Here is a 14,773-nt window from a genome sequence, read left to right as displayed (position 1 = left end):
TAGGCGTAACCTTGCTGGCGCCATGCCGTACGAGCCCCCCACCCATTCCGTCGAGCGATCATTGCGCGCCACGACGGGCGCCAAGGTCGTTGCAGGTATCGACGAGGTCGGGCGCGGAGCCTGGGCCGGTCCGGTCAGCGTCTGCGCAGCCATCACCGGTCTGCGCCGGCCGCCCGACGGTCTCACCGATTCCAAGCTGCTGACCCCCAAGCGCCGCACCGAACTGTGCGAAGTGCTCGGCGAGTGGGTCACGTCGTACGCCCTGGGGCACTCCTCGCCCGAGGAGATCGACGCACTGGGCATGACCGCGGCCCTGCGGCTCGCGGCAGTCCGGGCCCTGGAGGCGCTGCCGGTTCAGCCGGACGCGATCATTCTCGACGGCAAGCACAACTACCTGGGCGCGCCATGGCAAGTCCGCACGGTCATCAAGGGCGACCAGTCCTGCATCGCGGTCGCCGCCGCGTCCGTGATCGCCAAGGTGCGACGCGACGCGATGATGGCCGAACTGGGCCTGGTCTACGCCGACTTCGACTTCGCGGCCAACGCAGGCTACCCCTCACCGACCCATCGCATTGCCCTGGAGGAGTACGGTCCTACGCCGCACCACCGAGTGTCGTGGTCCTACATGGATGCCCTGCCCCGCTGGCGGCATCTGAAGAAGGCGCGCATCACCCCCGAAGCAGCCGCTCTGGAAGCCGGTGGCCAACTCGGCTTCGATTTCTGAGCGGTACGCACATCAATTCGGTACCCGATGACGCGTTCCGCACTTACGTTTGATAGACATCCCTTTATGCCTCTCATCCCCGAGGAGCCTCAGATTCACGAGAGTGTCCCGGGTCCCCGCGCAACTCCGGCCGCCGGCCGTACCGCGCCGACCCCCCGTCCCGTTCCTGGTCCCGGTCCCCGCCCCGCGCCGCCGCGTGGCCCCGCGTCCAGTGTCCGTCCGGGCAAGCCCGGACCTGCTGCCCCGCCGCGTGGTCCTGTCGCCGCTCCGCCGGCGCAGCGCACCAGCTCCCCGCAGCCGCCCGCCGGCCAGCCCGGCGCCGCCGCGGGAGCACAGCTCCAGCTGATCCCGGCACCCGCCGCCGGCGCCGTCGACGCCGCCGACGAGGCCGTCGACCTGCTGCTGGACTCCGGGCGTGCGCCGGGCGACATCCTGATGCTGACCACCGGTGAAACGCACCCGTGGGCCGCGCATGAACTGTCCTTCGGCGAGGCGTCCTACTGGGCCCAACACGACGCCGCGGACGATGTGTTCTACGCGGACGCCGGTGCCGAGCGTGCCACCGGCCGGCCCGTCGTGGTCGTCGCCATGAACGGCGGTACGGACGAGGTCACCGCGCAGGCGCTGCCCGCGGCGATGGCCCGTGCCGGAACGCTGCTGATCGTCTGCGGCGACCCGCAGCGGATCAACACCGTTCTCGGAGCACCCGCCTGACCGCTTCCGGTTCGCAACAGCCCGTCGGCCCCGAAGGCCGTCGGGCTCGCTTGCGCTCCGGCCCGGACGAGGTCGGGACGCCGGGCCGGGGGCTTCGGCGGAGAGGCGGAGGTGTGCCGGTCGTGACCGTCTGACTTCTGCCACCACCGGGATGCGCGGGCCGTCTGCCGTGGGTCATGGCACGCCCGGCGAGGTGCCTGCTTCTGCCGCCGGAAGCCGGGCGTACGTCCGCCCGGTCCGCTCAGCGTGCGGCCGTGTGCCGATGGGCTTCCGGGGCGCCGCCTCCCGTGCGCCGCGCCATCGACCGGTTCGGTGCGGCGGGCAGAGGCGCGGCCGTATGGGGCGCCTCGGGGCGCGCCGCCGTCGTGCGACGAGTCTCCATCCGTTCCGCCCCCGTCCGGCGTGCTGCCGTGACGGGCTTGTCCACGGTGGACGGTTTGGGGCGGCGCCCGCCCCGGCCCTCTCCCAGCACCTGCCAGCGGTCCGGGGTCAGCGTGATGTATGCCCCGCAACGGAGCCCGTGCAGCGTGCAGGCGTCGCGCAGCCCCCACATCCAGGCCCCGTCCGTCTCCGTCCACAAAGGCTCGCCCTCACGGCAGTAGAGCAGCACGGCGGTCCGGACCGGGGCGCGCAGCCGCAGGTCGTGCGGGATCACCCGGCGCAGATGCACCAGGAGCGCATTGCGGAACTCCCAGCCGTCGGGAGCGGCCGTGAGCTCCGTGAACGAGGCGCTGGCCGTCACCCGCTCCTGCACGTCGAGCACTGCGACGATGGCCGTCGACGGCACCGGCCGGTGACGGTCGTGCAGGCCGGCGACGACCTCACGGGGATTGCGCAGCAACGGGATGCCGGCCGAGGCCCATTCGGCGGGCTCCAGCATGCGGCCGAGTCGTGCGGCGGAGTCGGCGGACGTGGGCGGGGGCACCTGCGGGGGCGGGGCGAAGCCGAAGGTCACGTTCCTCCCATCGTCTACGCGTCCGCACGTCGGGCGGCGGCCTGGCGCGGATGGGCACCACGGCATGGCCCTGCCTGACCACGGACGGCCGGTACGGGGAAGCAACTCCAATTCTCGCGGTCGTACAGGCATGCGGCAACGAGCAATTCCCGCCCGTGACCGGAATCGCCCGGGGAGTGGCAAATGTTCCTTCCCGTCGCCGCGTGCCGTACGGCCCCTAGCCCTGTACGGCGAGGACCAGCGGAAACACCTCCGCTGCCCCCGCCCGGCGCAGCAGCCGGGCGGCCACGGCCAGCGTCCAGCCGGTATCGGCGTAGTCGTCCACCAGCAGCACCGGACCGCCCGCCGACTCCAACGCCTGCGCCAGCTCGGGTGGTACGCCCAGCGAACCGTCCAGAGCCCGGAGCCGCTGGGCACTGTTGCTGCGCGGAATCCTGCCGTCGGCACCGTCGTCCACCGAGGTCACCGCGCCCAGGAACGGCATGCGGCCGACTGCGGCGATCCGCTCGGCCAGCGACCGGATCAGCTGCGGGCGGCTGCGCGAGGAGAGCGCGACGACGCCCACCGGGCGGGCCGGTGCGTCCGCCGCCCCCGAGGCCCAACCACCGGGGCCCTTGGCCCAGTCGGCGAGCACGGTGACCACCGCGGCCGCGACATCGTCGGGGACCGGGCCGTCCGGGGCCTGCGGGGCGAGCATCGGGCGCAGCCGGTTGCCCCACCCGATATCGGAGAGCCGGCCCAGTGCGCGGCCGGTCGCGGCCAGCTCACCTGCCGGGATACGCCCCTTGAGGTCGACACCGACGGCCGGCAGGCCCGTCGGCCACATCCGCCGCGGCTCCACTTCCACCCCGGGCCGTCCCAGCTCACCGCGCGCCCCCTCCAGCGCTGCGGCGGACACCTCGGTGGTGAACCGCGCCCCGGCACAGTTGTCGCAGCGCCCGCACGCCACGGCCGCCTCGTCGTCCAGCTGCCGTCGCAGGAACTCCATGCGGCAGCCCGTCGTGGTGGCGTACTCCCGCATCGCCTGCTGCTCGGCCTCGCGCTGGCGCGTCACCCACGCATAACGCTCGGCGTCGTACGACCACGGGCGGCCGGTGGAGGTCCAGCCACCCTTGACGCGCTGTACGGCGCCGTCCACATCGAGCACCTTGAGCATGATCTCCAGGCGTGAGCGGCGCAGTTCGACCTGCGGCTCCAGGGCCGGCAGGGACACCGGCCGGCCGGCGGCCGCCAGGACGTCCAGCGTCCGCCGCACCTGCTCCTCGGGCGGGAAGGCCAGCGAGGCGAAGTACTTCCAGATCGCCTCGTCCTCCCGCCCGGGCAGCAACAGCACCTCGGCGTGCTCGACCCCACGGCCGGCCCGGCCCACCTGCTGGTAGTACGCGATGGGGGACGACGGCGAACCCATGTGCACCACGAAACCCAGGTCGGGCTTGTCGAAGCCCATGCCCAGCGCCGAGGTCGCCACCAGCGCCTTGACGCGATTGGCGAGCAGATCGTCCTCGGCCTGCTGGCGGTCGGCGTTCTCCGTCTTGCCGGTGTACGAGGAGACCGTGTGCCCCCGATGACGCAGGAAGGCCGTGACCTCCTCGGCTGCGGCAACGGTGAGCGTATAGATGATCCCCGAGCCCGGCAGCTCGTGCAGATGGTCCGCGAGCCAGGCGAGCCGGTGCGCGGCGTCCGGCAGCGGGAGGACGCCCAGGCTCAGGCTCTCCCGGTCCAGCGGCCCGCGCAGCACCAGTGCCTCGGTGGAGCCCCCGCCCGTGCCGAGCTGTTCGGCGACATCGGCGGTCACCCGCGCGTTGGCCGTGGCCGTGGTGGCGAGCACGGGCACACCGGGCGGGAGATCGGCGAGCATGGTGCGCAGCCGTCGGTAGTCCGGCCGGAAATCATGGCCCCAGTCGGAGATGCAGTGCGCTTCGTCGACCACCAGCAGACCGGTCGCCGCCGCGAGCTTGGGCAGCACCTGGTCGCGGAAGTCCGGGTTGTTGAGGCGCTCGGGGCTGACCAGCAGGACGTCCACCTCGCCGGCCGCCACCTCGGCCTGGACGGTGTCCCACTCCTCGGTGTTGGCGGAGTTGATCGTGCGGGCGCGGATCCCGGCCCGCGCGGCGGCCTCGACCTGATTGCGCATCAGCGCGAGCAGCGGGGAGACGATCACGGTCGGTCCGCTGCCGCGCTCACGCAGCAGCGCCGTCGCGACGAAATAGACCGCGGACTTGCCCCAGCCCGTGCGCTGTACGACCAGCGCGCGGCGGTGGTCGGCGACCAGCGCCTCGATCGCCCGCCACTGATCCTCGCGCAGCCTGGCCTCGCCGCCGGGATCCCCGACGAGGCGGGTCAGGACGGCATCGGCTGCGGCACGCAGATCTTCGTTGCTCATGCCCCCATGCAACCCGATGCCACTGACAACGCGCGAATGCCCGCCCGAAGCTGTGGATAACTGCGTCGCCCGAGAGTTATCCACAGGGGTCGCGGCGCAGCGGCCGGCCGCGGGATCTTCGAGCCATGAATCCGCACAGCGAACCGAGCAAGCACACCGGCGACATCCACTCGACCCCCTCGGCCGCGAACCCCGCCGCCGAGAACCCCTCGCATACGTCTCGCACTCCCCACGCGCCGAAGCCATCGGTCCCCGCCGACCCGCCCAGCGCATCCGCAACCTCCGGCCCCACGGCAGCCGCCGACCCGACCGACGCCACCGAAACGTCCAGCCCGCCCGGCCCCGCCGAGTTCAGCAACACTTCCATCCCCTCCGACCCCACCGTCCCCCTGGCCCCGTCGAACCTCACCGCTTCCACGGCACCGCCCCCGTCCCACCCCTCCCACTCCTCTGCCTCTTCCGATGCCACCAAGGCCCCGTCACCCGAGGCCCAGGTCACCCTGCGCGGCCCCGCCGAGCTCGCCGACGCCCTGCCGTACCTCATGGGCTTCTATCCGGACGACAGCGTCGTGATGGTCGCGCTGAACGGCGAGCGGGGACGCTTCGGCGGCCGGGTCAGGCTCGGTATCCCGACCGACACCGCCCAGTGGCCGGATGTCGCCGACCAGCTTGCCGAGTGCCTGATCTCCGCAGGTCAGGAGCGTGATGCCCGCCCCGCGGCGATCATCGTCTACCTCTGCCAGGAGCCGGCGGCGGGCGAGAGCGGCAAGGACGTGAAGGACCGGCTCCGCCCGCTCGCCCAGCGCCTTCGCACGGCCTGCGGCGCGCTCGACGTACCGGTCCTCGAAGCCCTCTGCCTCTCCAACGGCCGCTTCTGGTCCTACTGCTGCCCCGACTTCCGGTGCTGTCCCGCGGAGGGCACCCCCATGGCCATGCCGGGCACGTCCGTGATGGCCGCGGCAGCCGCCTACGCGGGAATGCAGGTGCGCGGCTCCCTCAAGGAGATGGAGGCCAGGCTCGCGATCCGGACCGGACCGCGAGCCGCCGAACAGGAGAAGGCGCTGGACGCGGCCGCCGGTGCGCTGGTTCCGCGCATGCTCCGGGGGGAGGCCGCGGTGGCGGTCCGCCGGGACACCCTCGACCTGGCCGGCGCCATGATCCACCGGTTCCGTCAGGACACCCCCTCGGGCAGCAACCGGGCCAGGGACGCCTGCGACGACGCGCTGATCACCGATGCCGAAGCCGCCGACCTCATCCTCGGCCTCCAGGACCGGGTCACCCGTGACCGGGCGGCGGAGTGGATGGACGGCTCCGCCGCCGCGCCGGCCCTGCGGCTCTGGCGCGCCCTCGCCCGCCGCTGCGCCGGCGGCTACGCCGAACACGCGGTGGCACCGCTCACCCTCGCCGGCTGGGTCAGCTGGTCCACCGAGGACGGACCCTCGGCGCGCGTCGCCCTCAGCCGCGCCCTGGCCATCGACCCCGACTACACCTTCGCCCAGCTGCTGCACCGCGCCATCAACGAAGGACTCGACCCGGAGCCGCTGCGCCGCTGCCTGCGCGAGCAGCACCGCGAGGCAGTGAGCGAAGCCGAGCCCGCCGCCCCTGCGGCCACGAAGACGCCGCAGCCCACGAAGCGCCCCGGGCCGAGCCGCCCCGCACCGGCCGCGCGCCCCCGCGGACCGCGCGGTGGCACGGGCCCCGGTACCCGTACGACCGATGGGCGTGGCAGGCGTCGGGCCGGCCGGGACGGCGACCGGAGCCGACGGTGACCGTGCCGTCGCTGCCCGGCCGGCGTGACCTGGGCGCCGGCCGGGCCGTTCACCTAATTGGAGCAGCCCGTACGGAGCCCCGACCTCATCAGGGAGCGCAGAACGTGCCAGGCATCGTCACCACTACTCAGCCGGCCCGCCGGCTGCCCGGAGAGCGGCGCCCGGCGCCGCCCCGGGCCCCGCAACCCCAACCCGTCCACTCCTCGCTGGTCTGTGTGGCCCTCCCGGCATTAGCCGTCTCCCCGGCGTCGGGGCAGCTGACCGGCCACGGCATGGAAGGCTTCTACCGCGACGGCCTACGGGTCCTGGCCCGCTGCGAACTGCGGGTCGCGGGCGACGAACCGCTCGTCGTCCAGGGCCGGTTGACCGGCGCGGACCGGGCCCGGTTCATCGGGACGATCCGCAGGGCCGGAGAGCGGGGGCCCGACCCGGAGATCCACGTGCAACGGCTGCGATCCGCCGACGGCACCGAGCAGATCACGTTCCACAGCAGCGCCACGAGGCCCGTCCCGTTGGCGGTCGAGATCTGGCTGGGCACGGACCTCGCGGAGCTGGGAGCCATCGCCGTCGGCCTCCCGGGCTCCGACCTGCGGGCCACCGTCCACGGCGCCGGGCTCCGCTGGTCCGGGTCCGGCGTGCACGCGGTGGTGACCGCGACGCCCTCGCCCGAGGACGCGCTGGCCTCGGCGGGGCTGCTGCGCTGGGAACTCGAGCTGCCGCCCGGCGGCCACCGCACCATCGAGCTGCGCACCGCACTGGAATACGAGCCGGGTGGACCGGGCAGCCCCTCGGGGTGCCGCCGTCCCCTGGACGCCCGCATCCCCGCCCCGCGGACCGGAGCTGCCGCCCCGCGGACACGCAACGACCGGCCACCGCGTCCCTGGACGGCGGCGCGGCTGGAGTGCGACGACCGTCGGGCCGACGCCCTCCTGGCGAGCAGCCTCGACGACCTCCACGGCCTGGTGCTGCGGGATCCGGTCGCCACTGCGGACATGTATGTCGCCGGCGGTTTCCCTTGGCGTTGCGGACTCGCACCCGTCGAGGCGCTGTGGACCGCCCGGATGCTGCTGCCCCTGGGCACAAAGCTCGCCGCGGGCACGCTGCGCGCGCTCGCGCGTAGCCAACAAGCCGTGCCAGGGGCAGATTTCGGCCGAATTCCCGGCGCTCTGCGGGACTCCGGGCCGCACTCACCGCCGAGCTGCACCGGAATCGAGGCAACCCTTCTGTTCCCCGCCGTTCTTGCGGAGGCCCGCCGCTGGGGCCTGCCCCAGCAGGAGACGGAGCGGCTGCTGCCCGCCGCGCAGCGCTGCCTGACGTGGCTGAGGAGGGTCACCGATCCGCCGGAAGGGGCCCGCGGCGGATACGTCCCCGATCCGGTGCCGGGCGGACCGTACCGCTGCGAGACCCAGGCCCATGCCCATCGCGCCGCTCTCCTGGGCGCCGACCTCCTCGATGCCTTCGGCTCATCCGGCGCGGCGGCGCTGCGGGACTGGGCGGCCGACCTGCGTACCCGGTTCCGCAGGGACTTCTGGCTGGAGGACCCGGCCGGCGGCCGCCCCGCCGCGCAGCTCACCGCAGACGGCCGACCCGTCCCGCACCTCGGCTCCACCACCGCCCACCTCCTGGACACCGGACTGCTCGGCGGCGGGATCCTGGCCCCCGGCCTGCTGGACGCGGCACAGACCGACCAGCTGGCCGGGCTGCTGGCCGGTCCGGCCATGGACTCCGGGTGGGGCCTGCGCGGGCTGAGCAGTAAGGAGAGCGGCTACAACCCCTTCGGCCACCGCAGCGGCGCGGTCCGCGTACACGAGACCGCGGTCGCCGCCGCCGGCCTGGCCGCGGCCGGCCACCCGCAGGCAGCCGACAGCCTGACCAGGGGCGTTCTCGACGCCGCGGACAGCTTCGGGTACCGCCTCCCGGAGATGTACGCGGGCGAGCAGCGCACCGCCGGCGGCGTCCCCGTACCGCATCCGGCGGCCTGCCGCCCCGCGGCCGTGGCGGCGGGCGGCGCGGTGCACATACTCGTCGCCCTCGCGGGCCTGCGTCCCGACGTTCCCGCCGGAACGGTGTCCGTGCGGCCGCTCGGCACCGCCCCGCTCGGCGCGATGCAGCTCACCGGCCTCTGTGTCGCGGAGCAGCCGTTCGACGTACGAATCAGCAGGCTCGGCATGGGGATGGTGGAGACGGCGGCGGAGGGTCTGCAACTGGGTTCGTGAGGCACTCCGGGGCCTGTTTATCGTCAAGGGGACGACTATGATCACGCTCATGCCTCCCTACGACCCGTCGGCCTTCCCGCCCTTCGCCGTTACTGTCGACCTGGTCGTGCTCACCGTGCGGCGCCACGCCCTGTGCGCGCTGGCCGTGCGCCGCGGTGAGCCGCCGTTCCAGGGTCGCTGGGCCCTGCCCGGTGGATTCGTCCGGGCCGACGAGGACCTCGAGGCCGCGGCCGGCCGGGAGCTCGCCGAGGAGACCGGTCTGCACGCGCAGTCCCCGGCGGGCTCGTCCCCCGTGTACGGCGCGCACCTCGAACAGCTCGCCACGTACGGCGATCCCAAGCGGGACCCCCGGATGCGGGTCGTCAGCGTCGCCCACCTGGTACTCGCCCCCGACCTGCCCGCGCCGACGCCCGGTGGCGACGCCCACAGTGCGCGCTGGGCACCCGTGGAGACCCTCCTGGAGCAGGACGACTCCCTGGCCCGGGAGGGCGAGCTGGCGGCCCCGCTGGCCTTCGATCACGCCCGGATCCTCGCCGACGGAGTGGAGCGCGCCCGCTCGAAGATCGAGTACTCCTCGCTCGCCACTGCTTTCTGCCCGCCGGAGTTCACCGTGGGCGAGCTGCGCCGGGTGTACGAGGCGGTCTGGGGCGTCGCCCTGGACCCCCGGAACTTCCACCGCAAGGTCACCGGCACCCCAGGCTTCCTGGTGCCCACCGGCGGCACGACGACGCGTCAGGGCGGTCGCCCCGCACAGCTTTTCCGAGCCGGTGGGGCGACGCTGCTCAACCCGCCGATGCTGCGCCCCGAGGTCTGAGCCCGCGGTTGAAGTTGCCGACGCTGCGGGGCTGAAGTTCACCGCAGTGACACGACGAACCATCAAGATTGCGCAATTGCGAGAAAATAAGACATATCGCGGTACGGTAGCTGGGTGAGTCCCTTCGAAACCCGTGCAGCTCCCGACCGGCCTCACGCCCCGCCAGGGGTGCGACGCCCCGCGCCGCCGGGTCGTCCGCGGCTGGAACCGCCGGCATCCGAGGCCCGCAGTCGTCCACGGTCGGTGCCCCCGGTCCTGCGGCCCCACTCGCCCGTGGCGCCACCGCGCTAGCGTCCGTCCGGCCCGGGCAGCAGCTGTCTGTCCGGCCTGTGATTGTCCGCCCGAGCCGAAGCGATCCGGCCCGCAGCCGTCTGCCGGGCCGACGACTACTCTTGCCTCCTCTGCCCCGCCAGGCGTCCCGGTCCTCTCTGTGCACCTCCTCCCGCCTTTGGCGCGAGTTCCGGAGGGGCCCAGTCGTTGTCCTTATCGAATGCCCTGGGCCTGCTACCAGTTGGACGGGGGCGCCGCATCAGCGCGTTCAGAGGGGTCTATTGGCCGTCGGCGCATTCCCGTTCTGCTTCAACGGGATTGCTGACGAGTACTGTTCCTGTGCCTCGCCGACGGTGTGATCTGCCGTCCGTCGGTCGCGTCAAGTACCCGTTCGCAATCGACCAAGACGCGCCTGTTCATGATGTCGTCGGCGCGCCAACCCGTAGGCGACGCAGTGATGTTGCCGTCAACCCGTCTGGTCTGCGGGTATGCGACCGCGACGCTGTGCGGCTTCTTCCGCTGATCGAGTAAGGCGTATATTTTGGCGCCCTGTTGTTGCGGCTGCTGTCCACAACTCGCCATGGAGAGCGCATTTCTTTCCGATAAAGCGTCAATTCGGGGATGGGGGGCGATCACCCTTTCGTGTGCTTTTCACCAAAGACCTCAAGGGTGTTCAGGGTGTCGCCGACAAAAGATGCGTGAGTACCCTTGCGCACACCATGATGACCGCGGCTCGCCCCGGCGACACCGGCCTCGCAGGCCCGGGCGAGCTTGACCGCTACCCCTACGCGAACGCCGCCAACGCCGCGAACGCCAACAACGCAGCCGGCCGTGAACGTGCCGAGCGCGTTCCGCAGGTCTGGGACGGCCCCGAGGCCGACATCGGCCGGGTCGGCCGTCGCGCGGCCGGCAGCCGCGGCCGCGGCCTGCACGGCCAACTCGTCCAGCAGCTCGGCCAGATGATCGTCTCCGGGGATCTCGGTGCCGACCGCCCGCTCGTCCCCGAGGAGATCGGCCAGCGCTTCGAGGTCTCCCGCACCGTCGTCCGCGAGTCGCTGCGAGTGCTCGAGGCCAAGGGCCTCGTCAGCGCTCGCCCGAACGTGGGCACCCGAGTGCGTCCGGTCAGCGACTGGAACCTCCTCGACCCCGACATCATCGAGTGGCGGGCCTACGGGCCCCAGCGCGACGACCAGCGCCGTGAGCTCTGCGAGCTGCGCTGGACGATCGAGCCCCTCGCCGCCCGGCTCGCCGCCGGCCACGGCCGTGAGGACATCCAGCAGCGGCTGGCCGACATGGTCGAGATCATGGGTCACTCCGCGGCCCAGGGCGACACCATGACCTTCTCCCGCGCCGACGCCGAGTTCCACTCGCTGCTGCTGCAGCTCGCCGGCAACCGCATGCTCGAACACCTCTCGGGCATCGTCTCCGCCGCGCTGCACGTCTCCGGCGGCCCCGGCGGCGGCTGCGAGCGGCCGGTCGAGAACTCCGTGGGCCAGCACATGCGGGTCGTCGACGCCATCGGCTCCGGCGACGCCACGGCAGCCGAGTCCGCCATGCGCCAGCTCCTCGCCGCCCATGGTGAGGTCGGCGGCCAGGGCTCCGGGACGCCCGTGGACCACGTCGTCCCCGCGCCCCGCGAGCACTGAAGGTCCGCACCCGACCGTGTACGGACCGTAGGCGCCGCGCGGCCCCGTGCCCTGCGCACCCCTCAGGGCAGGGCACGCCGTACGCGGCGCGGCGCAGAAATATCGCCGGATCCGGGTCGCCGACCGGATCCGGCGGAAGGTCTTGGGAGGGTTGCATGTCATATGACTGGGAATGGGTCGTTATGGGGTGTGACTCGGGCCACGCAGATTGGGCGTAACGCTCTTCCGGGAAGCGCGATGACTTAAGAGGTGATAGCCGAGGAGGGAATACGAGCGGCGTTCGTGACGCTGTTCAACTCCCCGGTTGCCCCTGCGCCGTCGGTCCATCCCCACCGGCGGTCGTCGGCTCCGATCCACAGTGGACGGGGTCGGAAGCCGTTTCCATCGTTCCGAGAGGTTGTTCGTGTCGGCCAGCACATCCCGTACGCTCCCGCCGGAGATCGCCGAGTCCGAGTCTGTGATGGCGCTCATCGAGCGGGGAAAGGCAGATGGGCAGATCGCCGGCGATGACGTGCGTCGGGCCTTCGAGGCTGACCAGATTCCGCCAACCCAGTGGAAGAACGTTCTGCGCAGCCTCAACCAGATCCTCGACGAGGAGGGTGTGACGCTGATGGTCAGTGCCGCAGAGGCGCCCAAGCGCACCCGCAAGAGCGTCGCAGCGAAGAGTCCGGCGAAGCGCACCGCCACCAAGACCGTCGCGGCCAAGGCCGCCACGGTCAAGAAGACCACCGCCGCCGCGGCCACCGCCCCCGTGGCGGACCCGTCGGCCGATGAGTCCGAGTCCGCGCCTGCAAAGAAGGCCGCGGCGAAGAAGGCCACAGCCAAGAAGACGGTCGCCAAGAAGGCCACGGCCAAGAAGGCCACCGCAAAGAAGACTGCGTCCAAGAAGGACGTCGACGAGCTCCTCGACGACGAGGTGGCCGAGGAGACCCCGGCGCCCGGCAAGGGCGACGCCCCCGAGGCCGCCGAGGGCGCGGAGAACGCCGGCTTCGTCCTGTCCGACGACGACGAGGACGACGCGCCTGCGCAGCAGGTCGCCGCGGCCGGCGCCACCGCCGACCCGGTCAAGGACTACCTCAAGCAGATCGGCAAGGTCCCGCTCCTCAACGCCGAGCAGGAAGTGGAGCTCGCCAAGCGCATCGAGGCGGGTCTGTTCGCCGAGGACAAGCTGGCGAACTCCGACAAGCTCGCGCCGAAGCTCAAGCGTGAGCTGGAGATCATCGCGGAGGACGGCCGCCGGGCCAAGAACCACCTCTTGGAGGCCAACCTCCGTCTGGTCGTCTCCCTGGCCAAGCGGTACACGGGCCGCGGCATGCTCTTCCTGGACCTGATCCAGGAGGGCAACCTCGGTCTGATCCGTGCGGTCGAGAAGTTCGACTACACCAAGGGCTACAAGTTCTCGACCTACGCCACGTGGTGGATCCGCCAGGCCATCACCCGCGCCATGGCCGACCAGGCCCGTACGATCCGTATCCCCGTCCACATGGTCGAGGTCATCAACAAGCTCGCGCGCGTCCAGCGCCAGATGCTCCAGGACCTGGGCCGCGAGCCCACCCCGGAGGAGCTGGCCAAGGAACTCGACATGACCCCCGAAAAGGTCATCGAGGTCCAGAAGTACGGCCGCGAGCCGATCTCGCTGCACACCCCGCTGGGCGAGGACGGCGACAGCGAGTTCGGTGACCTCATCGAGGACTCCGAGGCGGTCGTCCCGGCCGACGCGGTCAGCTTCACGCTTCTGCAGGAGCAGCTGCACTCGGTGCTGGACACCCTCTCCGAGCGCGAGGCCGGCGTCGTGTCCATGCGCTTCGGCCTCACCGACGGCCAGCCCAAGACGCTGGACGAGATCGGCAAGGTCTACGGCGTCACGCGTGAGCGGATCCGTCAGATCGAGTCGAAGACGATGTCGAAGCTGCGTCACCCGTCGCGCTCGCAGGTGCTGCGCGACTACCTCGACTAGTCCAACCGCTCCAAGAGCGCCACGAGCCCGGTCTCTCCTAGCTGGAGGGGCCGGGCTCGTGCGCGTTCGGGGTGCGCCGGGCCGCCGTTTGGGTCACTCTGGGTGTGCGCGCACTGTCCCAGAGTCAGGAGTCCGAATGCGCCCGACCGCATATGCCGCCCTCGGGGCCCTCGCGCTGGCCCTCACCTTGCCGGCGCCGGCGGCTGCCGACGAGTCGGTGATCGGCGGAAAGCCTGCACCGCTGGTACACAGCCCCTGGGCGGTGGCGCTGGCCTCCCACGAGCGCTTCGGGGTCCAGCGCTCCGGGCAGTTCTGCGGCGGTGTGCTCGTCGGGCACTCGACGGTGGTGACGGCGGCGCACTGCCTGAGCAAGGAGGTGCTGGGCGTCCCCTGGCGGGAAGTGCGGGACCTGCGGATCGTCGTCGGGCGCGACAAGCTCAGCGGTGGCGGTGGCCAGGAGCTGAAGCCCGCGAAGGTGTGGGTCAACCCGCGCTACAACAGCTACACGAACGATGGCGATATGGCCGTCCTCACACTGGACAAGCCGGTGCCGAACCGGCCCATCCCGATGGCGGGACGGCAGGACAGCGCCTACCGGGCCGGCAACGCGGCCACGGTCTACGGCTGGGGAGACACCACGGGCGGAGGCAGCTACGCGTCGCGACTGCGCGCGGCGCACGTCAATGTGCTGCCCGATGCGGTCTGCGCGCGGGCGTACCCGGGCAGTGCCGACGGTACGTACAAGCCTCAGACGATGCTGTGTGCGGGGGAGCCGGCCGGCGGCCGCGACGCCTGCCAGGGGGACAGCGGTGGGCCCCTGGTCGTGCGGGGACGGCTGGTGGGCCTGGTGTCATGGGGGACCGGCTGCGGTCAGCCGGGCAGTCCCGGCGTCTATACGCGCGCCTCGGCGCTCCTCCCGGCGGTGGCCGCACATGGGGCCGGCTGAGCGGCGCGGGGAGCCGACAGGGGCGCGTGATCGCACGAGTGCGGGCGGTGTCCCCGGTGGTGTCGGGGAACCGCCCGCGATACGGCGCTGGGCCGCTGCTCGCTCGTCGTGGATGCGAAGTGTCAGCGTTCCTCTTCGGACGCGGACGCCGGAGAAGCGGTCAGCCGCTCCGTCTCGTCCTGTATTTCCGCGGCGATCTTCTTGAGTTCTGGCTCGAACTTGCGACCATGGTGGGCGCAGAAGAGCAGTTCTCCGCCGGACATCAGGACGACGCGCAGGTATGCCTGGGCGCCGCAGCGGTCGCAGCGGTCAGCGGCCGTCAGCGGGCTCGCGGGTGTCAGAACAGTAGTCACGTCGCCTCTTCTCTAGCTCGACGAGC

Annotated in this window: 11 protein-coding genes; 8 read left to right on the top strand and 3 right to left on the bottom strand. The window is 72.0% G+C overall.

From position 1 onward, the window contains the following. Nucleotides 1–22 precede the first annotated feature (22 nt). Nucleotides 23–724, top strand: a complete 702-nt coding sequence (rnhB, locus tag Scani_RS01820) for a ribonuclease HII (RefSeq protein WP_159469298.1) — start codon at nt 23–25, stop codon at nt 722–724. A 66-nt stretch (nt 725–790) separates the two neighbouring features. Next, complete coding sequence (locus Scani_RS01815) at nt 791–1,438, top strand: hypothetical protein (RefSeq protein WP_159469296.1); 648 nt, start codon at nt 791–793, stop codon at nt 1,436–1,438. A gap of 241 nt (nt 1,439–1,679) precedes the next feature. On the opposite strand, the gene Scani_RS01810 is transcribed toward Scani_RS01815, so the two are convergent. Next, the gene (locus tag Scani_RS01810; protein WP_159469294.1) at nt 1,680–2,393 is read right to left on the bottom strand and encodes a hypothetical protein; all 714 of its coding nucleotides are present in this window, start codon (nt 2,391–2,393) and stop codon (nt 1,680–1,682) included. A 217-nt stretch (nt 2,394–2,610) separates the two neighbouring features. Further along, nucleotides 2,611–4,776 (bottom strand): RecQ family ATP-dependent DNA helicase, encoded by a 2,166-nt coding sequence (locus tag Scani_RS01805; RefSeq protein ID WP_159469291.1) that lies wholly within the window; start codon nt 4,774–4,776, stop codon nt 2,611–2,613. A 125-nt stretch (nt 4,777–4,901) separates the two neighbouring features. Between Scani_RS01805 and Scani_RS01800 the strand changes: the two genes are divergently transcribed. The 6 genes from Scani_RS01800 to Scani_RS01775 all read left to right on the top strand — a co-directional run bounded on the left by Scani_RS01800 (nt 4,902) and on the right by Scani_RS01775 (nt 14,394). Next, nucleotides 4,902–6,545 carry a DUF4192 domain-containing protein gene (locus tag Scani_RS01800; protein ID WP_159469289.1) on the top strand — a complete coding sequence of 548 codons (1,644 nt, stop codon included), beginning with the start codon at nt 4,902–4,904 and terminating at the stop codon, nt 6,543–6,545. A gap of 215 nt (nt 6,546–6,760) precedes the next feature. After that, on the top strand, nt 6,761–8,761 hold the full coding sequence (locus tag Scani_RS01795) for a glycogen debranching N-terminal domain-containing protein (protein WP_159469397.1): 2,001 nt from the start codon (nt 6,761–6,763) through the stop codon (nt 8,759–8,761). Between the two features lie 49 nt (nt 8,762–8,810). After that, entirely contained in the window at nt 8,811–9,575 is a 765-nt protein-coding gene (locus Scani_RS01790; RefSeq protein ID WP_174872592.1) for an NUDIX hydrolase, read from the top strand. 914 nt (nt 9,576–10,489) lie between these two features. Next, on the top strand, nt 10,490–11,491 hold the full coding sequence (locus tag Scani_RS01785) for a FadR/GntR family transcriptional regulator (RefSeq protein ID WP_159469285.1): 1,002 nt from the start codon (nt 10,490–10,492) through the stop codon (nt 11,489–11,491). Between the two features lie 403 nt (nt 11,492–11,894). Further along, nucleotides 11,895–13,448, top strand: coding sequence for an RNA polymerase sigma factor (locus Scani_RS01780; protein WP_281391854.1), 1,554 nt, complete (start codon nt 11,895–11,897; stop codon nt 13,446–13,448). Between the two features lie 136 nt (nt 13,449–13,584). Continuing rightward, nucleotides 13,585–14,394, top strand: a complete 810-nt coding sequence (locus Scani_RS01775; protein WP_159469281.1) for a serine protease — start codon at nt 13,585–13,587, stop codon at nt 14,392–14,394. A gap of 122 nt (nt 14,395–14,516) precedes the next feature. On the opposite strand, the gene Scani_RS01770 is transcribed toward Scani_RS01775, so the two are convergent. Continuing rightward, nucleotides 14,517–14,747 (bottom strand): DUF7455 domain-containing protein, encoded by a 231-nt coding sequence (locus tag Scani_RS01770; RefSeq protein ID WP_006602664.1) that lies wholly within the window; start codon nt 14,745–14,747, stop codon nt 14,517–14,519. Nucleotides 14,748–14,773: the final 26 nt, after the last annotated feature.

The sequence above is a fragment of the Streptomyces caniferus genome, from assembly GCF_009811555.1.
GTDB classification, from domain to species: Bacteria; Actinomycetota; Actinomycetes; order Streptomycetales; family Streptomycetaceae; genus Streptomyces; species Streptomyces caniferus.
The sequence above is the reverse complement of the archived record's forward strand: the minus strand, read 5'-3'. Positions and strand labels throughout refer to the sequence as shown.

Bases quoted from the DNA above. Each gene is read 5' to 3' on its own strand.
- rnhB (WP_159469298.1), top strand. From the start codon at position 23: ATGCCGTACGAGCCCCCCACCCATTCCGTCGAGCGATCATTGCGCGCC.
- Scani_RS01815 (WP_159469296.1), top strand. From the start codon at position 791: ATGCCTCTCATCCCCGAGGAGCCTCAGATTCACGAGAGTGTCCCGGGT.
- Scani_RS01805 (WP_159469291.1), bottom strand. From the start codon at position 4,776: ATGAGCAACGAAGATCTGCGTGCCGCAGCCGATGCCGTCCTGACCCGC.
- Scani_RS01800 (WP_159469289.1), top strand. From the start codon at position 4,902: ATGAATCCGCACAGCGAACCGAGCAAGCACACCGGCGACATCCACTCG.
- Scani_RS01790 (WP_174872592.1), top strand. From the start codon at position 8,811: ATGCCTCCCTACGACCCGTCGGCCTTCCCGCCCTTCGCCGTTACTGTC.
- Scani_RS01775 (WP_159469281.1), top strand. From the start codon at position 13,585: ATGCGCCCGACCGCATATGCCGCCCTCGGGGCCCTCGCGCTGGCCCTC.